The sequence below is a fragment of the Nonomuraea sp. NPDC049625 genome (assembly GCF_040675285.1).
Lineage (GTDB): Bacteria > Actinomycetota > Actinomycetes > Streptosporangiales > Streptosporangiaceae > Nonomuraea > Nonomuraea angiospora_A.
Map to the genome: position 1 here is coordinate 908,333 of NZ_JBFAOQ010000001.1, position 17,615 is coordinate 925,947.

At 71.7% G+C, this 17,615-nt stretch carries 16 protein-coding genes; 8 read left to right on the forward strand and 8 right to left on the reverse strand.

Features of this window, described 5'->3' with window-relative positions:
* Positions 1 to 78 precede the first annotated feature (78 nt).
* Complete coding sequence (locus tag AB0J87_RS04400) at positions 79 to 2,835, forward strand: AAA family ATPase (RefSeq protein ID WP_363962582.1); 2,757 nt, start codon at positions 79 to 81, stop codon at positions 2,833 to 2,835.
* Between the two features lie 7 nt (positions 2,836 to 2,842).
* Here AB0J87_RS04400 and AB0J87_RS04405 read toward each other — a convergent pair whose 3' ends face one another.
* The 3 genes from AB0J87_RS04405 to AB0J87_RS04415 all read right to left on the reverse strand — a co-directional run bounded on the left by AB0J87_RS04405 (position 2,843) and on the right by AB0J87_RS04415 (position 5,772).
* On the reverse strand, positions 2,843 to 3,421 hold the full coding sequence (locus AB0J87_RS04405) for a TetR/AcrR family transcriptional regulator (protein WP_363962583.1): 579 nt from the start codon (positions 3,419 to 3,421) through the stop codon (positions 2,843 to 2,845).
* A gap of 43 nt (positions 3,422 to 3,464) precedes the next feature.
* On the reverse strand, positions 3,465 to 4,178 hold the full coding sequence (locus AB0J87_RS04410) for a hypothetical protein (protein WP_363962584.1): 714 nt from the start codon (positions 4,176 to 4,178) through the stop codon (positions 3,465 to 3,467).
* A gap of 649 nt (positions 4,179 to 4,827) precedes the next feature.
* Positions 4,828 to 5,772, reverse strand: a complete 945-nt coding sequence (locus tag AB0J87_RS04415; protein ID WP_363962585.1) for an AraC family transcriptional regulator — start codon at positions 5,770 to 5,772, stop codon at positions 4,828 to 4,830.
* A 122-nt stretch (positions 5,773 to 5,894) separates the two neighbouring features.
* Between AB0J87_RS04415 and AB0J87_RS04420 the strand changes: the two genes are divergently transcribed.
* The 7 genes from AB0J87_RS04420 (at position 5,895) to AB0J87_RS04450 (ending at position 13,493) form a co-directional block, all read left to right on the forward strand.
* Positions 5,895 to 6,455 carry an NAD(P)H-dependent oxidoreductase gene (locus AB0J87_RS04420; RefSeq protein WP_363962586.1) on the forward strand — a complete coding sequence of 187 codons (561 nt, stop codon included), beginning with the start codon at positions 5,895 to 5,897 and terminating at the stop codon, positions 6,453 to 6,455.
* Positions 6,456 to 6,906: 451 nt separating this feature from the next.
* Positions 6,907 to 7,641: a GntR family transcriptional regulator gene (locus tag AB0J87_RS04425; RefSeq protein WP_363962587.1), complete on the forward strand. Its 735-nt coding sequence runs from the start codon at positions 6,907 to 6,909 to the stop codon at positions 7,639 to 7,641.
* 2 nt (positions 7,642 to 7,643) lie between these two features.
* Positions 7,644 to 7,871, forward strand: a complete 228-nt coding sequence (locus tag AB0J87_RS04430; protein WP_192790340.1) for a 4Fe-4S dicluster domain-containing protein — start codon at positions 7,644 to 7,646, stop codon at positions 7,869 to 7,871.
* An 11-nt stretch (positions 7,872 to 7,882) separates the two neighbouring features.
* Positions 7,883 to 9,280: an ABC transporter substrate-binding protein gene (locus AB0J87_RS04435; RefSeq protein ID WP_363962588.1), complete on the forward strand. Its 1,398-nt coding sequence runs from the start codon at positions 7,883 to 7,885 to the stop codon at positions 9,278 to 9,280.
* Entirely contained in the window at positions 9,277 to 10,131 is an 855-nt protein-coding gene (locus AB0J87_RS04440) for an ABC transporter permease (RefSeq protein WP_363962589.1), read from the forward strand. The genes AB0J87_RS04435 and AB0J87_RS04440 overlap by 4 nt, the downstream gene beginning before the upstream one ends.
* Positions 10,128 to 10,832, forward strand: a complete 705-nt coding sequence (locus tag AB0J87_RS04445) for an ATP-binding cassette domain-containing protein (RefSeq protein WP_363962590.1) — start codon at positions 10,128 to 10,130, stop codon at positions 10,830 to 10,832. The genes AB0J87_RS04440 and AB0J87_RS04445 overlap by 4 nt, the downstream gene beginning before the upstream one ends.
* On the forward strand, positions 10,833 to 13,493 hold the full coding sequence (locus tag AB0J87_RS04450; RefSeq protein ID WP_363962591.1) for a fumarate reductase/succinate dehydrogenase flavoprotein subunit: 2,661 nt from the start codon (positions 10,833 to 10,835) through the stop codon (positions 13,491 to 13,493). It begins immediately after the preceding gene.
* Here AB0J87_RS04450 and AB0J87_RS04455 read toward each other — a convergent pair.
* The 5 genes from AB0J87_RS04455 to AB0J87_RS04475 are packed head-to-tail and all read right to left on the reverse strand — an operon-like array spanning position 13,490 to position 17,476.
* Positions 13,490 to 13,891: an Rrf2 family transcriptional regulator gene (locus AB0J87_RS04455; protein ID WP_363962592.1), complete on the reverse strand. Its 402-nt coding sequence runs from the start codon at positions 13,889 to 13,891 to the stop codon at positions 13,490 to 13,492. The genes AB0J87_RS04450 and AB0J87_RS04455 overlap by 4 nt on opposite strands.
* A complete protein-coding gene (locus AB0J87_RS04460) occupies positions 13,891 to 14,862 on the reverse strand; it encodes a sulfate ABC transporter ATP-binding protein (RefSeq protein WP_363962593.1) in 972 nt (323 codons plus the stop codon). The genes AB0J87_RS04455 and AB0J87_RS04460 overlap by 1 nt, the downstream gene beginning before the upstream one ends.
* 5 nt (positions 14,863 to 14,867) lie before the next feature.
* Positions 14,868 to 15,650 (reverse strand): sulfate ABC transporter permease subunit, encoded by a 783-nt coding sequence (locus tag AB0J87_RS04465; protein WP_363962594.1) that lies wholly within the window; start codon positions 15,648 to 15,650, stop codon positions 14,868 to 14,870.
* A complete protein-coding gene (cysT, locus tag AB0J87_RS04470; RefSeq protein WP_363962595.1) occupies positions 15,643 to 16,461 on the reverse strand; it encodes a sulfate ABC transporter permease subunit CysT in 819 nt (272 codons plus the stop codon). The genes AB0J87_RS04465 and cysT overlap by 8 nt, the downstream gene beginning before the upstream one ends.
* 7 nt (positions 16,462 to 16,468) lie before the next feature.
* A complete protein-coding gene (locus tag AB0J87_RS04475; protein ID WP_363962596.1) occupies positions 16,469 to 17,476 on the reverse strand; it encodes a sulfate ABC transporter substrate-binding protein in 1,008 nt (335 codons plus the stop codon).
* Positions 17,477 to 17,615: the final 139 nt, after the last annotated feature.

Genomic DNA, 17,615 nt, shown 5'->3' on the forward strand with positions numbered 1-17,615 from the left:
GGTATGTAGATGAGGGCCAATCTTGGTCCAATTTCCTGGACCAATGGGATGTCAGTGGGGCGTGGCATAGTTTCTGGCGTGAACGGTCTTCTCGTCGGGCGCTCTACGGAGCTGTCCGGACTTGTGCGGGTGCTGCAGTCGGCAGCCGAGGGCACGGCCGGGGTGGCGCTCGTCGGCGGAGACGCGGGCATCGGCAAGACCCGGCTGATCTCGGAGCTGGTGGCCGAGGCCCGCGAGCGCGGTTTCCACGTGCTGGTCGGCCAGTGCGCCGAGCTGGGTGACGCGCTGCCCTACCTGCCGCTGGCCGACGCGCTGCGCGGTGCCGAGCCGGCCGTGCGCGAGGCCGCCGCCGCCCATCCCATGCTGGGCCAGCTGCTGCCGGGCGTGGAGAGCGCCCCCTCGGCGGGGCTCACGCAGCAGCGGCTGTTCGGCTCGCTGCTGGGGCTGCTGGCCGACGTGCAGCCGGTGCTGTTCGTGATCGAGGACCTGCACTGGGCCGACCGGTCCACCCGTGACCTGCTGGTCTTCCTCAGCCGCATGGTGCAGAGCGAGCGGGTCTGCGTGGTCGGCACCTACCGCACCGACGATCTCCACCGCCGCCACCCGCTCCGGTCGGTGCTGGCCGAGCTGCGGCGGCTGCCCACGGTGATGGGCGTCGAGCTGGGGCCTCTGGGCTCCGGCGACATGTCCGACTATGTCACCACTATGGGTGAGGTGGGCGCTCAGGAGCTCGGCCTCATCGTGGCCCGCGCCGACGGCAACCCGTTCTACGCCGAGGAGCTGTTCGCGGCGATGGCCGAGGGCGACAGCCTGCCCGACGGGCTGGCCAGCCTGCTGATGTCCAGGGTCGAGCTGCTGTCGGAGGCCGGGCAGCGGGTGCTGCGGGCCGCCGCCGTGGCGGGCCGGCGGGTGGAGGACGAGCTGCTGCGGGAGGTGTCTGGGCTGCCGCTGGCGGAGTTCGAGGAGGCGGTCAGGGAGATCGTCTCGCGCGGGCTGCTCAGGGTCGACGGCTACGGCTACACCTTCCGCCACGCCCTGCTGCAGGAAGTGGTCTACACCGATCTGCTGCCCGGCGAGCGCACGCGGCTGCACGCCGCCTTCGCCAAGCTGCTGACCTCACCCGCCGAGCTGGCCCACCACTACCTCGCCGGTCACGACCTGGCCGGGGCGCTGGCGGCCTCCGCCGAGGCGGGGCGCCTGGCCGAGCGGCTCGGGGCTCCGGCCGAGGCGCACAGCCACTACGACCAGGTGCTCGGCCTGTGGGAACGGGTCGAGGGCGCGGCGGAGCTGGCCGGGGAGGGCCGGTTCGCGCTGGCGCTGCGCAGCGCCGTGTCGGCGGCCGACAGCGGCGACAAGCATCGTGCGATCACCCAGCTCAAGGCCCTGCCGCAGACGTCCGAGGTCAGCGAACGCCTGGCCTACTACCTCTACGAAGCCGACGACCAGCCGGGCGCCATCGCGACGGCGGAGCGCGCGGTGGAGAGCGCCGAGGATCAGCCCGCGCTCGCCCGCGCCCTGGCCACCTATGCCCGCACCCTGCTGTGGAGCACCCGCCACCGCGAGGTCGAGGCCCTGACCGCGCGGGCGCTGGAGACCGCGCGCGCGTCCGGTGCCAGGGACGCCGAGGTGGGCGCCCTCCTCACGCTGGCCGCCTACGTGGAGCACCAGGGCGACGTGGCCAGGGCTCACGAGCTGATCGAGAGCGCCTCCGCCGAGGGCTCCGGCGACCTGGCGATGGACCTGCGCGCCCATTTCCAGCACGCCCGCATCCACTACGAACAGGGACTGCTGGCCAAGGCCGCCGAGGTGGCCGACGCCGGCGTCCGCGTGGCGACCGAGACCGGGCTCAGGTGGAGCACCTACGGCACCGACCTGCGCTTCCTGCGGTTCCTGATCCACTACGTGGCCGGTGAGTGGGACCAGGCCGAGGCGGTCGCGTCCGGCTTCGGCACCCGGGTGGGCACGCTGCCGGAGGCGACGCTGTCGTCGTTCGCGCTGTTCATCGAGGTGGCGCGGGATCTGCCCGCGGTCGAGGCGCGGCTGAGCTGGGTGCGGCCGTTCTGGTACGACGAGCTGGCCGGATACATCTCCCGTGGCCTGGCCGCCGAGCACGCGCTCTGGCACGGCGACCCCGCGGCGGCGCTCGACCACGTGCGGGCGGTCCTGGCGCCGATGGTCGACGGCTACGCGTGGATCCTGCGGCTGGCCGCCATCGGCCTGTGGGCGCTGGCCGAGCTCGGCACCACCGAGGGCGCCGACGAGCTGCGCGCCCGCGCCCGCCTCGCCGTCGAGTCCGGGCCCACCGGCGAGCCCGGCCATCTGGGGCCCGAGGGGCTGGCCTGGGCGGTGCGGGTGGAGGCCGAGTGGCATCGCGTGCACGGGCGGCTCGACGTGGAGCTGTGGCGCCGGGTCGTGGAGGCGTTCGACTTCGGGTTCGTCTACGAGGTGGCGCGGGCTCGCTGGCGGCTGGCCGAGGCGCTGCTGGCGGCCGGCGACCGGGAGGCGGCGCAGGCGGAGTGGGCCCTGGCGCGGGAGACGGCGGAGCGGCTGCGGGCCACGCCGCTGGCGAACGCGCTGCAGGAGTTCGGGCGGCGGGCCCGGTTCGTGCCCGCCGGCGGGCACGGCGGCGGCCAGGGCGACGGCGGGCTGACGGCCCGGGAGACGGAGGTGCTGCGGCTGGTCGCCGAGGGCCTGACCAACCGGGAGATCGGGGAACGGCTGTTCATCGCGCAGAAGACGGTCAGCGTGCACGTGTCCAACATCCTGGGGAAGCTGGAGGTCTCCACCCGCACGCAGGCGGCCGCGGCCGGACGGCGGCTGGGGCTGCTGGCCTAGCGCGGGGTCAGGCGGGCCGGGTGAGGTGGTCGATGAGCAGGTCGATCCTGGCTTCCTGATGCTCGGCCGGGATCCGCCCGTCGTGGGCCAGGGTGGCCAGGCCGTGCAGGGAGGCCCACACCACCTCGGCGAAGACGCCGGGATGGTGCTCACCGGCCACCGGCTCCAGCGCGAGCACGAACTCGCCGAACGCCGCCCGCAGCTCCTCCGGCGTCTCGTCGGTGGCGAAGGGGATGGCGACGGGCATGACGAACATGGCCTCGTACAGGGCGCTGTGGGTGCGGGCGAAGTCGAGGTAGGCCGTCGCCACCCGGCGCAGCACCACCTGGGGGTCGCCGCCCGCCGTTCGCGCTGCCCGGAGCTTGTTCGCCAGCTCCACGAACCCCTCGATCGCCACCTCCCGCACGATGGCGTCCTTGCCCTTGAAGTGGCTGTAGAGCACCGGCTGGCTGTATTCGACGCGCTCCGACAGGCGCCGGGTCGTCACGGCGTCCCAGCCCTCGGACTCGGCCAGTTCGCGGGCGGCGGTGATGATCAGCTGGTGGCGCTGTGCGCGTTCGCGTGCTCGGCGGGCGGCTATCGACATACCTCGCACGCTAGCATGACTAGGAGTCCTAGCGTTGCTCCTGTCAGCTGGTGATGGTCAGGTCGCGGAAGAGGAAGTAGCTCGCGATGTCGCTCTGCAGGTACTGGTGGTAGTACGTGGCCATGGGCTTGGCGGCCTTGTCCGCGGTGAGGACCGTGATGACCACGTACTTCTTGGACGCGCTCGAGCGCATCTTGCCGTAGGCGTAGCTCTTGAGCGTCCTGTCCGTGTGCCACTTGACCGCGTCCGAGGTGAGCGACGCCAGGCGCGTGGCCATGGCCTTGGCGGCACCCTCGCTGGGGAAGGACAGCAGGAGCTGGACCGCCTTGATGTGCCCGCCGTTCGCCGAGTACGCGAGCTGGACGGCTCGCTGACAGTTGTTCTTGGCCAGCACGCCCTGGCCGTCCACCGGGTCGCAGCTGTCGTACGTCCACCCGGCGACCTTCTTGGCCTGGAGCTCCACGTCTCCCAGCTTGAAGTCCCAGTCCTCGAACTCGTCGTCGGTGAGCGGCGAGCCGGGATCCACCCGCTTCGAGGTGCTGGAGCTGGTATCGCTGGGGGCCGGGGTGGGCTCGGCGGGCTCGGAGGTGGGCGGGTCCGACGGGGCGGCCGACGGCGGGTCGGACTGCGGCGCCGTGGTGGTCGTGGGGACCGGGTCGGCGGTCGGCAGCGCGACGGGCGATTTCTGGCCGGAGTCGCGCATGTAGAGGAACGCGACGACCCCGCCGCCTATCAGGAGGACCGAGACCAGGCCCACGACCAGGCCGATGACCAGGGCATTGGTGCCCTTCTGCGGCGGAGCCGGGGGTGGCGGCGGGCCTGGGACGGGGCCTGGGGCCGGGAGCAGCAGCGTGCCTTGGGGCCCGGTCGGGTTGCCGTACGGCGGCCCGCCCGATCCCAGCGGCTGCCCCTGCCCGGCCCCGTAGCCACCGTGCCCATTCGGCGGCCCGTATCCGGGCGGCGGGACCCCCTGCCCACTCGGCGGCCCATATCCGGGTGGAGGGGCTCCCTGCCCAGGCGGTGGGCCGTATCCGGGCTGCGGGGACCCTTGCCCGGGGGCTGGGCCGTATCCGGACGGAGGGGACCCTTGGCCAGATCCGGACCCGTAGCCACCTTGCCCATTCGGTGGCCCGTATCCGGGTGGTGGGGTGCCCTGCCCGGGTGGGGTCGGGTAGCCGGGTTGGCCGTATCCCGGTTGGCTCTGGCCGTAGCCGGGCTGCGGAGGAGGGCCGGCTTGGCCGGGTGGCGGGCCATAGGGCTGCTGCTGCGGGCCGTACCCCTGCGGCGCTCCTTGCGCGCCCCACGGGCCTTCCGGCTGGGGCTGGGGCGGGGGAGGCTGCGGAGGGTATGCCATTGCTCCATTGTGGGGTAGCTCATCCCCATCTGCCCCAGCCACCCCCCAAATCTCAGGAGGCCGTACGCGCCTCTTCGCACACCTGGCGGCGGTATTTCCCGGGTGCCAGCCCGTACTGCCGCTTGAAGGCGTTCCCGAACGCGAACTCCGACCCGTACCCGACCCGCTGCGCCACCTCCGCCACCGAGACGTCGGACTCGCGCAGGATGCGGCCCGCCGTGGCCAGGCGCCACCACGTGAGGTATGCCAGCGGCGGCTGCCCGACGAGGGAGGTGAAGCGGCGGGCGAAGCCGGCGCGCGAGAGCCCGGCGTGGGCGCCGAGCGACTCGACAGTCCAGTGGTGGGCGGGGGCGCGGTGGATGGCGTCCAGCGCGCGGCCGATGGCCGGGTCGGCCAGCGCGGCGGCCCAGCCCGATTCCCTGCACGCGTCGGACTCCAGGTCGAACCAGGCGCGCAGGATGTAGAGCTGGAGGACGTCGAGCAGGGACGTGACGACGGTGTCGGCGCCCGGCCGGGGGTTGTCGATCTCGCCGGCGAGCAGTTCGACGGCGGCCCGGAGTTCGGGGTGGTGGCCGAGCGTGGTCGGCAGGTGGATCACGTCGGGCAGCGCGTTCAGGATCGGGTGGGTCCTGGTGGGGTCGAGCTGGTAGCCGCAGCAGAGGGTGACCGTCTCGGCCCCGTCGCCGCCCTCGATGGTCGAGGCGAACAGCTCGGCGTCCAGGTACGGGTCGCAGACCGGCCCGGCGAGCGGCGTGCCGGGGGTGTCGGCCAGGCCGTACCCGTCGCCGTGCGGGAAGAAGATCACGTCGCCCACGCTCAGCGGCATGGGCTCGCCGCCGGGCGGGATGAGCCAGCAGGACCCGCGCAGCACAATCTGGAAGCCGGCGGACCCCGGCACCTTCGGGAACTCCTTGCCCCACGGGGCCCGCCAGGAGATGCGCACGGAGGTCGGGCGGCCGGTACGCATGAGGGCGACGACGTCGCTCAGCACATCCATGTCACCAGTCTAAGGCAGGAGACTCTCGCGTATAAAAAGTAGTGTTTGAAGCATTGGATATCTCAATCTCGGCTCCTACTGTTGGTCAGGCATTTCCTGACTCGCTGAGAGGACCGATTGACATGATCAAGGTTGGCATCATCATGGGGAGCACCCGTCCCGGCCGCAACGCCGAGGCGGTGGCGCAGTGGGTCCACGAGCTGGCGGCCAAGCGCGGCGACGCCGAGTACGAGCTGGTGGACCTGAAGGACTACGCCCTGGGCAACCTGGACGAGCCGCAGCACCCCGCCGCGGGGAACTACGCGCACGAGCACACCAAGCAGTGGGCGGCGAAGATCGCATCCTTCGACGCGTTCGTCTTCGTGACGCCCGAGTACAACCACTCGATCCCGGGCTCGCTGAAGAACGCCATCGACTTCCTGTATGCGGAGTGGACCAACAAGGCGGCCGGTTTCGTGGGTTGCGGGGTGGGCGGCGCGGTCCAGGCCGTCGGGCACCTGCGCGACGTCCTCTCCAATGTCGGCGTGGCCACTGTGCAGCAGCAGGTCACGCTCTCGATCTTCACCGACTTCGAGAACATGACCGCGTTCAAGCCCGCCGCCGTGCACGAGGACAAGCTCGGCGTCATGCTCGACCAGGTCCTCGCCTGGGGCGGCGCCCTCCGCCCGCTGCGGGCGGCCTGACCACGCATTCGCGCCCGGCTCTCGGTGGTACGGCTACGGCCCGGCGAACTCGCCGACCACCGACGAGCCACCGCACCCCGGCACTCGCGGTTCGAGGGGGCTGGGGTGACGGGGTAGGCCAAGTGCCGGGAGCCGCCCCGGCGCTACGCCGGACGCCGACGCGGGGGGTGACGGCGTAGGGATGGCGCCGTGGGGGCGGAGCCGGGGCGACGGCGTGGCCGGTCGGTGCTGTGGCGGGGCGGGCGCGGTGCGGTGGCCGGGGGCGGGGGCTCGGTCGTTTCCTGGGGTGGCGGCGGGGTGGCAGATCTTGGGGTCGTTCTGGGGGAACGGCTGATCGGGGGTGGGGCGGCGGGGCGGTCGGGTGGCGCAACCCGACCGTTATCCCTATTTCCCTACCGGATTGCTAGGTTGTGCTTGTCGGAGGCCGATTGAGGACCGCCGGGAGGCACAAGTGGGACCCACACGGCGCCGGGCCGACCATGCCCGGCAGGTGGCCGACCTGCTGCGCAGGCAGATCGTCCACGGGCACTTCCCGCGTGGCCAGTTGCCGCTGGAGGCGGCGCTGGCGCGCGAGTTCGGCGCCTCGCGCAACACCGTGCGCGAGGCGCTCGGGCTGCTGCGCGAGGAGGGCCTGGTCGAGCGGTGTCCGGGCGTGGGCACCACGGTGGCCAGGGAGAAGTACCCGCACGGCCTGCACCGGCTGCTCGGCCTGGCCGAGACCCTGCACGAGCACGGCGAGGTCACCAACCAGGTCAGGACCATGACCCTGATGGAGCCGCCCAGGGCGGTCAGCCACCGGCTCGACCTGCCCGCCGGCGAGCAGGTCGTCTACCTCGAACGGCTGCGCCGTCTCAACGGCCTGCCCCTCTCCCTGGACCTGACCTACCTGGTGCGGGACGTCGGAGAGCCGCTGTTCGACGCCGACCTGGAGCACAACGACATCTTCGTGCTGCTGGAGAGCATCACGGGCCAGCCGCTCGGCACGGCGGAGCTCACCCTGGAGGCGGTCAACGCCGACGCGCACACCGCGGCCGTGCTCGACGCGCCGCCCGGCGCCGCACTGCTCATGGTCGAACGGCTCACCCACCTGGCCGACAGCCGACCGGTCGACCTGGAGTTCATCCGCTTCAGGGGCGACCGGCTGACCATGCGCGGCCACCTGAACCGCGCCACGGACAAGGAGTGACGATGGCCCTGATCACCCAGCGGGTCGAGGTCCCCGTGACCATCGACGAGGCGCTCTGCATCGACGGCTGCACACTCTGCGTCGAGGCCTGCCCGCTGGACTCGCTCGCGATCAGCGACGAGACCGGCAAGGCGTACATGCACGTGGACGAGTGCTGGTACTGCGGTCCCTGCGCCGCGCGGTGCCCCGTGGACGCGGTCACCATCAACATCCCCTACCTGCTGCGATGAGGGAGAGCACGATGCGCAAGGCCCTGGCGGCCGTCGCGCTGCTGGCGGCGGCCGGGTGCTCGGTCACCGGCGCGGCGGGCGGCGAAGGCAAGACGAAGATCGTCATCGGCTACCAGTCGAAGACCATCAACACGGTGACGGCGGGCACGCTGCTGCGCTCGCTCGGCTACCTGGAGAAGCGGCTCGGCGGCAAGTACTCCGTCGAGTGGCAGGACTACGACACCGGCGCCCCCATCACCGCGAAAATGGTGGCCGGGAAGATCGACATCGGCTCGATGGGCGACTACCCGCTGCTGATCAACGCCTCCCGCACCCAGGGGATCCCGGCCGCCCGTACGGAGCTGGTCTCGATCACCGGCTACAACCTGCGCGGCGGGCTCAACATGGTCGTCGTCCCGCCCGGCTCCAAGGCGAAGACCCTCGCGGACCTGAAGGGCGCGAAGATCTCCGCCAGCCTGGGCTCGGCCGGGCACGGCACGCTGGTCCAGGCCCTGGAGAAGGCCGGGGTCACGGGTGTCGAGGTGGTCAACCACCAGCCCGCGGTGGGCGCCTCCCAGCTCGACTCGGGCGGGGTGCAGGCGTACGCGCAGTTCGTGGCCTGGCCGGGGCTGCTGGTCTTCCAGCACAAGGGGCGGCTGGTCTACGACGGCTCCGCGCTGGACGTGCCCACGTTCCACGGTGTGGTGGTGCGTCAGGCGTACGCGAAGGAGCACCCCGAGGTCGTGGACGCCTTCCTCAAGGCGCAGATCGACGCCACCCGCTACCTGCACGACCACCCGCTGGAGGCCGCCGAGTCCGTGGCCGGGACCACGGGCCTGCCCGCCGAGGTGGTCTACCTCTACAACGGCCCCGGCGGCATCTCCTCGTTCGACGTCACGTTGAAGCCGCAGCTCAAGGCGGCGCACGAGCACGACGTGCCGTTCCTCAAGCGCATCGGCACCGACTTCGCCGGGGTGGACGTCTCCGCATTCGTCAACGACACGTACCTGCGCAAGGCGTACGGGCCCTCGTACGACAAGGACCTGGCCTCCACCGCGAACCCCGCCCGGATCACCGGCACCGACCCCGCCTGCGGCGGCCAGGTCACCGACCCGAGGACGGCGTCCGAGCTGTGGCCGGCCGGCGCGGCGACGACGCGGCCCGCGGCCACGCCCACCTGCCTGCTGCGCCAGATCGCCAAGGCCGGTACGGCGGTACGCGCCGCGTACGTGCCCGACACGACCACCGGCACCCGGTGGTTCGCCGACGGCTCGGTCTGGCTTCGGGACCCGGCGGCACCCGAGCGGTCGCGGTTCCTGCCGTTCACCACGCAGGACGGCGCCGACGCCTACCGGAAGGCACACCCCGGGACCGAGCCCGTCACCTACGAGGCCGCGCTGAAGGCGGCCGGGCGGGGCGGCGACGCATGACGAGCGCCGAAGTACTCCCACGCGAGACGACCGGCCCCCGGAAGGCGCGGAAGGTCACCACTCCGCCCCGGGCCGGGAAGGGGCGGTGGGCCGTCAGGGTGGCGTCCGTGGCGGCGGCGGCCGGCCTGTGGCAGCTGCTCACCGTCACCGACGCCCGGCTGTGGCTCAGGTTCGACCGGTTGCCGACGCTCGACGAGATCGCCCGCGAGGCGGCCAGGCAGCTCGCCACCCAGGTCTACCTGCTCGACCTGCTCCAGAGCCTGATCCGCATCCTCACCGGCTTCGGCCTGGCCACGCTGGCGGGCATCGGGGTGGGCGTGCTCGTGGGCAGGTCGGGCCGCACGCGTGACGTGCTGCTGCCGCTGCTCGAAGCCGTCCGCCCGATCCCGGCCATCGCGCTGGTGCCGGTGGCGATCCTGCTGTTCCCGACGGACGAGCAGGGCATCGTGTTCATCACGTTCGTGGCCGCGTTCTTCCCGATCATGGTGAGCACGCGCCACGCCGTACGGGCGCTGCCGACGCTCTGGGAGGACGCCGTCAGGACGCTCGGGGGCGGGCGCCGCCACGTGCTCCGGTACGTCGTGCTGCCCGGGATCCTGCCGGGCGTGTTCGGCGGGCTGTCGGTCGGCATGGGCGTGTCGTGGATCTGCGTGATCTCGGCCGAGATGATCTCCGGCGAGTTCGGGATCGGCTACCGGACCTGGCAGTCGTACACGCTCGTGGACTACCCCGCGGTGATCGTCGGGATGATCACCATCGGCCTGCTCGGCTGGCTCACCTCGGCCGTGGTCGAGCTGGTCGGCCGCCGGATCACCCGCTGGCTGCCGCGGGCGGAAGGAAGCGGGCGATGACCGCGGGGCTGGGGTTCGCCCTCGACGGGCTGTCCCTCGGCTACGGCGGCGGCCTGGTGCTGCGCGAGGTCGATCTGGAGGTCGTGCCGGGCGAGGTGCTGGTCGTGGTCGGGGCCTCGGGCTCCGGCAAGTCCACGCTGCTGCGGGCGCTGGCCGGGCTGCTGGCGCCGTACGAGGGGCGGATCCTCGCGGACGGCGCCGAGGTCGCGGGCACGTCGGGAGAGCGCGCGATGGTCTTCCAGGACGACGGCCTGCTGCCGTGGCGGACGGTCAGGCGCAACGTCGAACTGCCGCTGAAGATCCGGGGAGTGGCGCGGCGCGAGCGCGCGGAGCAGGCACGCGAGTGGATCGAGCGCGTGGGCCTCGCGGGGTCGGAGGACAAGCTGCCCCGCGAGCTGTCCGGCGGCATGCGGCAGCGCGTCCAGCTCGCCCGCGCGCTGGCCGGAGCGCCCAGGGCCGTGCTGATGGACGAGCCGTTCGGCGCGCTGGACGCCCAGACCCGGGCGCAGATGCAGCGCCTGCTGCTCGACGTGCTGCGCGGCACCCGGGCCACCGTGATCTTCGTGACCCACGACGTGGACGAGGCGCTGCTGCTCGCCGACCGCGTGGTGGTGCTGGGCGGCCAGGACGTCCGCTCGGTGCTCGGCGTGGCCGACGGCGACCGGAACGACCTGCGCGCCAGGATCCTGGAGGAGTTGTAGATGGAGATCCCCCCGATCGAGGACCGCCTGAGCCTGGAGTGCGAGGTGCTCGTCGTCGGCGGCGGCACCGCGGGCACGATGGCCGCGATCACCGCCGCCGAGCGCGGCGCCGACGTCCTGCTGCTGGAGAAGGCGCACGTACGGCACAGCGGCGCGCTGGCCATGGGCATGGACGGCGTCAACAACGCCGTCATCCCCGGCAAGGCCACCCCCGAGGACTACGTCGCCGAGATCACCAGGGCCAACGACGGCGTCGTCAACCAGAAGACGATCTACCAGACCGCCACGAGGGGCCACGCGATGGTCCGGCGCCTGGAGCGGTACGGCGTGAAGTTCGAGAAGGACGAGTACGGCGAGTACGCGGTGCGCAGGGTGCACCGCTCGGGCAGCTACGTCCTGCCGATGCCCGAGGGCAAGGACGTCAAGAAGGTCCTCTACCGGGTGCTGCGCCGCCGCGACATCAGGGAACGGGTCCGCATCGAGAACCGCGTCATGCCGGTCAGGGTCCTCACCTCGAACGGCCGGGCGGTCGGGGTCGCCGGGTTCGACACCAGGTCGGGACGGTTCGTCACGGTGCGGGCCGGCGCCGTGATCCTGGCCACCGGCGCCAGCGGGCGGCTCGGACTGCCGGCCAGCGGCTACCTCTACGGCACCTACGAGAACCCCACGAACGCCGGCGACGGCCACGCCATGGCCTACCACGCGGGCGCCGAGCTCAGCGGCATCGAGTGCTTCCAGATCAACCCGCTTATCAAGGACTACAACGGCCCGGCCTGCGCGTACGTGGCCAACCCGTTCGGCGGCTACCAGGTCAACAACCAGGGGGAGCGGTTCGTCGACTCCGACTACTGGTCGGGGCAGATGATGTCCGAGGTCGCCGCCGAGATCGCCTCGGCCCGCGGGCCGATCTACCTGAAGCTCACCCACCTGCCCGAGGAGACGATCTCCGCGGTGGAGGGCATCCTGCACACCACCGAGCGCCCCACCCGCGGTACCTTCCACGCCGGGCGCGGCCACGACTACCGCACCCATGACGTGGAGATGCACATCTCCGAGATCGGGCTGTGCGGCGGCCACTCCGCCTCGGGGGTCTGGGTGGACGAGCACGGCGCCACCACCGTGCCGGGCCTGTACGCGGCCGGCGACCTGGCCTGCGTGCCGCACAACTACATGATCGGCGCGTTCGTGTTCGGCGACCTGGCCGGGGCGCACGCGGCCGAGCATCACGTCCGGCCGCAGGCCCTGCCCGAGGACCAGGTCGCGGAGGCGCACGCGCTGGTCTACCGCCCGCTGGCCAACCCCGACGGGCCGCCGCAGCAGCAGGTGGAGTACAAGCTGCGCCGCTTCGTCAACGACTACGTGGCCCCGCCGAAGACGGCCGCCAAGCTGGACATCGCGCTGGAGTCGTTCGAGCGGATGCGCGAGGAGATCGCGGCGATGGGCGCGCGTACGCCGCACGAGCTGATGCGCTGCGCGGAGGTCACGTTCATCCGCGACTGCGCCGAGATGGCCGCCCGGTCCTCCCTCACCCGTACTGAGAGCCGGTGGGGTCTCTACCACGAGCGCGCCGACCTGCCCGGTCGCGACGACGGCACGTGGCTCTACCACCTGAACCTCCGCAAGAGGGCCGACGGCGCGATGGAGTTCGTCAAGCGGCCGGTGGAGCCGTACCTGGTGCCCGTGCCCGAGTTCGAGCCGGTCGCGGGCGAGCCGGTGCTGCTGGGCGCGCAGTCGGCCGCCACCGTGCGGCGCTCGGACGGTGCGCGGAAGGAGCGGGCGGCCGTGGGGCGCTCGCCCCGGATCCTGGAGCTGCACCGGCTGGCCGAGGAGCAGCCCGACGTGGAGCGGCTCGCGCCCTACCTCGCCGATCCCGACCCCAAGGTGCGGCGGGCCGCCATCGCCACGCTCACCGAGACCGTCCCGGAAGGGGCGGGGGAGGCGCTGGTCGCCGCGCTCGGGGACGGCCACGGCACGGTGCGGCGGGCCGCGGCGACCGGGCTGAGGGAGCTGGTCGAGGTGCTGCCGGCCACTCCCGCGCTGGGCGCGGCCCTGGCCGGGTGCCTGACCGGCGCGGACGCCGTCGTCCGGGCCACCGCGCTCGACGTGCTGCGCGCGCTGCGGCTCGGCGACCGGGAGGCGTTCGCGGCGGGGATCGGCGACCCCGACCGCCGGGTGCGCATCGAGGCGATCCGCGGGCTGGTCTCGCTCGACGAGGCCGCCTTGGTGGCCACGGCCGTCGCCGACCCGTCGCGCGAGGTGCGCGTATGGGTGGCGAAGGGCCTCGGCCTCATCGGCAGATCGACAGGGTCGCTGGCGGTGCTCGCGGACGATGCCGACCCGCTGGTCAGGGCCGCCGCGCTGGAGGCGTCCGGCGCCGCGGGCGTCCCGCTGGAGTCGCGGGCCGTCAAGGGGCTGGAGGACCCCGACTGGCAGGTACGCGTGGGCGCGGCCCGCTGCCTGGCCGCCGCGGACCCGGCCACGGCGATCGGAGCGCTGGTCGCGGCCCTCTCGGACACCAACCAGGACGTACGCAAGGCCGCCGTGCTCGCCCTCACCCCCTGGGCGACCACCTCCGAGGCGGCCGCCGGACTGCGCGCCGTCATTGACGATCCGGACGCCGACGTACGGGCCTACGCCCGCCGGGCGATCGAGAACACCTAGCCGGCGGCGGGGTCCTTGGCCGCCGTGGTGACGACGTCGGCGAGCGTGACCTCGGTGAGCAGGGCGTGCTCGTGCTCGCGCATCGCCGTCCAGATGTCGGCGAGCGGGCCGGCCACGCCGGGGAAGCGCTCGATCTCCTCCTCGATCCCCTCCGTCACGCGGATGACGTCGGCGAGGGTGATCTCCTCGGGAGGCCGGGCCAGCCAGTAGCCCCCGTCAGGGCCCCGCTGGCTGCGCACGAGCCCGGCCCGGCGCAGCTGCAGCAGGATGTTGTCGCAGAATCTGCGCGGGATGTCCTGACTGGAGGCGATCTTCTCGGCGGGCACCGGGCCGGGTGGTGCCGCCGCGAGGGCGACGGCGGCGCGCAGGGCGTAGTGAGTGCGGGCAGAGATCCTCATCACGCCGTGGTCGTGCTCAGGGCGAGGGAGCGGGCGGCCGGGCTGGGCCACACGTGGATGACCTGGTCCGGACGCAGGTTCAGGCGCTCGACGGTGCTGCGGGTGGCCTGGGCCCAGGCTTCCTGGCCGTCGATGAGCAGCTCCACGCGCACCTCGAATCCGAGGCGGACGATCCGGGTGACCGTGGCGGGGACGCTGCCGTCCTCCGGGGCGGTGCCGATCTCGATGTCGTGCGGGCGGACCAGGTGGCCGTCCAGCTCGGTGACCGGGCCGAGGAAGCGCATCACGAACGGGTCGGCCGGGTTGTCGTAGACCTCCGTGGGGCTGCCGATCTGCTTCACCTGACCGTCGGCCAGCACGACGATGGTGTCGGCGACCTCGATCGCCTCCTCCTGGTCGTGGGTGACGAACACGGTGGTGACGTGCACCTCGTCGTGCAGGCGGCGCAGCCACGTCCGCAGCTCCTTGCGTACCTGGGCGTCCAGGGCGCCGAAGGGCTCGTCGAGCAGCAGGACCTGCGGCTCGACCGCCAGCGCGCGGGCCAGGGCCATGCGCTGGCGCTGGCCGCCGGAGAGCTGGGCCGGGTAGCGGTCGGCGAAGTTCTCCAGGTGGACCAGCTCCAGCAGCTCCATCACGCGCTTGCGGATCTCGTCTTTGGGACGTTTGCGGATCTCCAGGCCGAAGGCGACGTTCTTGAACACGCTCATGTGCTTGAAGGCCGCGTAGTGCTGGAAGACGAAGCCGACATTGCGGCGCTGGGGCGACAGCCTGGTGGCGTCCACGCCGGAGATCAGCACGGTGCCCGTGTCGGGGGTCTCCAGTCCGGCGATGACGCGCAGCAGCGTCGACTTGCCGCCGCCGCTGGGGCCGAGCAGCGCGGTCAGGGATCCGGCGGCCACGTCGATGGAGACGTCGCTCAGCACCGGCGTTTCCCCGAACGCCTTGTTGACGCCGCTTACTTGGATGGCCATGAGGTTCAGCCCTTCGGGCGCAGGATCTTGGTGAGCAGGAGCGTGACGACCGCCACCAGCGCGAGCGCGGTCGCGGCGGCGAAGGCGGAGGCTTCGTCGAAGTTCTGGAAGCGTTCCTCCACGAACAGGGTCAGCGTCTGGGTCTTCTCGACCAGGCGGCCGGAGACGACGGCGACCGCGCCGTACTCGCCCAGCGCCCGAGCCAGGCACAGCACGACGCCGTAGGCCAACGCCCAGCGGATCCCGGGGATGGTGATGCGGCGGAAGGTCTGCCAGGGGCCGGCGCCGAGCGTGCGGGCCGCCTGCTCCTGCTCGTCTCCGAGCTCCTCCAGGACGGGGATCACCTCTCGGATGACCAGGGGCAGGGAGATGAAGACGGCTGCCATGACCATGCCGGGGATGGAGAAGATGACCTGGACGCCGAGGTTCTCCAACCATCCGCCCACAGGGGCGAAGCGGCCGTAGACCAGGATCAGCGCCAGGCCCACCACGACCGGGGAGACGGCCATGGGCAGGTCGATGAGAGCGTTCAGCAGCCGCTTGCCGGGGAAGTCGTGCCGTACCAGGAGAATCGCCGTGCCGACCCCGAAGACGGTGTTGGCCAGCACGGCCCAGAACGCGACGATCAGGGTGACGCGGAAGGCCGACTGTGCCTGGGGCGTGGCGAGCGCCTCCAGCACCGGGCCGAGACCGTTCGCGAAGGTGCGCCAGCCGATGAGCACGACCGGCAGCACGAGCAGGAACAGCAGGTAGAGGAGCGCGAGCGCGCGGAGTCCGTATTTAGCCACGGCGACTGCCCCACCGCTGCAGCAGGTCCAGCAGGACCAGCGTCACCAGGGCGACGACGAGCAGGACCGTGGAGACCGCCGCCGCGCCGACCGGGTTGTCGGTTTCGATCTGTCCGAAGATGTGCACCGAGGCCACCTGGGTCTTGAACGGGAGGTTTCCCGAGATCAGCACGACGGAGCCGATCTCGGCCATCGATCGGGAGAACGCCAGCGCGGTGCCCGACAACATGGCCGGCACCAGGTTGGGCAGGATGATGCGACGGAAGGTTTGCGCCGTGCTCGCGCCGAGCGAGGCCGCGGCCTGCTCCATGTCCCTGTCAAGTTCCAGCAGGACCGGCTGGACCGTGCGCACCACGAACGGGAGGGTGACGAACAGCAGCGCCAGCACCACGCCGGCGCGGCTGTAGGCCAGGTCGACGCCGAGCGGGCTCTGCGGGCCGTACAGCGCCAGCAGCACCAGCCCGGCGACGATGGTGGGCAGGGCGAACGGCAGGTCGATGAGCGTGTCGACCACGGCCTTGCCGGGGAAGCGGTCCCGGACCAGGACCCAGGCGATGACCGTGCCCATGACCAGGTTGATCACGGCCACGACCACCGAGGCGCCGATCGTCAGGGAGAGCGCCGCCCAGGCGTCCGGCGTGGTGACGGCGTCCCAGAAGTAGACGATCCCTCGCTCCTGCGAGCGCAACACCACGGCGGCCAGGGGGATCAGCACGATCAGGCTCAGGTACAGGACGGCCGCGCCCAGCCCGAGCGCGGTGCCCCGCTTCTGGCTGAGCGCCGCCCTGGAGACGACAGTCTGTGCGGACACGCGGTCCCTACTTCTCGATCGAGACCCCGAGCTTGCGCTCGACGTCGGCCATGACGCTGCCCTTGGGGTCGAAGAACTCGGTGGTCACCTTCGGCCAGCCGCCGAGGTCGGCGATGGTGAACAGCGCGGGCGGAGCAGGGAAGGAGACGCCCTGCACGCCCTTGACCACCGGCCGGTAGCCGTTGTCGGCGAAGATCTTCTGCGCTTCCGTGGTGTAGAGGAACTTCAGGAACGCCTTGGCCTCGTTGGGGTGGGCCGAGTTCTTGGCCACCGCGACCGGGTTCTCGATCAGGATCGTCGAGTCCGGGACCGTGTAGTCCAGCGGCTGGTTGTTCTGCTGGGCGAAGATCGCCTCGTTCTCGTAGGCGAGGATGGCGTCCCCCTTGCCGCTGGAGAAGGTCTGCAGCGACTTGCGGGCGCTGTCGTCCTGCACCGGAACGTTCGCGAACAGGGCGTTGAGGTAGTCCACGCCGGCCTGCTTGTCGGCGCCCTTGTTCGACTTGGCGCCGTAACCGGCCATGACGTTCCAGCGGGCGCCGCCCGAGGTGAACGGGTTGGGGGTGATGACCTCGACGCCCGGCTTGGTCAGGTCGTCCCAGGTCTTGAGGCTCTTCGGGTTGCCCTTGCGGGTGGCGATGACCACGACCGAGTCGGTGATCATGCCCTTGTTCTCGCCGGCGCTCCAGTCCTCGGCGACCAGGCCCTTCTTGACCAGGCGGGTCATGTCCGGCTCGAGGGAGAACGCGACGATGTCGGCCTTCAGCCCGGCCTCCACGGCCCGGCTCTGGTCGCCCGACGCCCCGAAGGACTTGGTGAAGGTGACGTTCTTGCCCTCCGGCGTGGCCTGGAAGGCCTTGATGATCTTCTCGTAGGCCGCCTGTGGCGTGGAGTACGCCACCAGCGACAGCTGTACCTGACCGCCCGACCCTCCGTCGGACCCGCCGCCCCCGCACGCGGCGAGAGTGGCGATCGACGCCATGACCGTAGCGGTCGCCAGAAGCCTGCGCACGTTCACCGATTCTCCTATATCCCTACTTAACAAGTCGATATTTGGATGTTAGGGCGAGCGGGCTTCCTTGGCAAGACCGTGACCCGGAGCATTCCCTTCTTTGCCGGTAGGTTATAGTGGCTTTAGAGTCATCCGCCTCCGTTCA

What these genes read in the sequence shown, in the direction of transcription:
- AB0J87_RS04420 (WP_363962586.1), top strand. Translation starts at nt 5,895, where the DNA reads ATGATCAAGGTTGGCATCATCATGGGGAGCACCCGTCCCGGCCGCAAC.
- AB0J87_RS04415 (WP_363962585.1), bottom strand. Translation starts at nt 5,772, where the DNA reads ATGGATGTGCTGAGCGACGTCGTCGCCCTCATGCGTACCGGCCGCCCG.
- AB0J87_RS04460 (WP_363962593.1), bottom strand. Translation starts at nt 14,862, where the DNA reads ATGGCCATCCAAGTAAGCGGCGTCAACAAGGCGTTCGGGGAAACGCCG.
- AB0J87_RS04430 (WP_192790340.1), top strand. Translation starts at nt 7,644, where the DNA reads ATGGCCCTGATCACCCAGCGGGTCGAGGTCCCCGTGACCATCGACGAG.
- AB0J87_RS04440 (WP_363962589.1), top strand. Translation starts at nt 9,277, where the DNA reads ATGACGAGCGCCGAAGTACTCCCACGCGAGACGACCGGCCCCCGGAAG.
- AB0J87_RS04405 (WP_363962583.1), bottom strand. Translation starts at nt 3,421, where the DNA reads ATGTCGATAGCCGCCCGCCGAGCACGCGAACGCGCACAGCGCCACCAG.
- AB0J87_RS04455 (WP_363962592.1), bottom strand. Translation starts at nt 13,891, where the DNA reads ATGAGGATCTCTGCCCGCACTCACTACGCCCTGCGCGCCGCCGTCGCC.
- AB0J87_RS04445 (WP_363962590.1), top strand. Translation starts at nt 10,128, where the DNA reads ATGACCGCGGGGCTGGGGTTCGCCCTCGACGGGCTGTCCCTCGGCTAC.
- AB0J87_RS04450 (WP_363962591.1), top strand. Translation starts at nt 10,833, where the DNA reads ATGGAGATCCCCCCGATCGAGGACCGCCTGAGCCTGGAGTGCGAGGTG.
- AB0J87_RS04435 (WP_363962588.1), top strand. Translation starts at nt 7,883, where the DNA reads ATGCGCAAGGCCCTGGCGGCCGTCGCGCTGCTGGCGGCGGCCGGGTGC.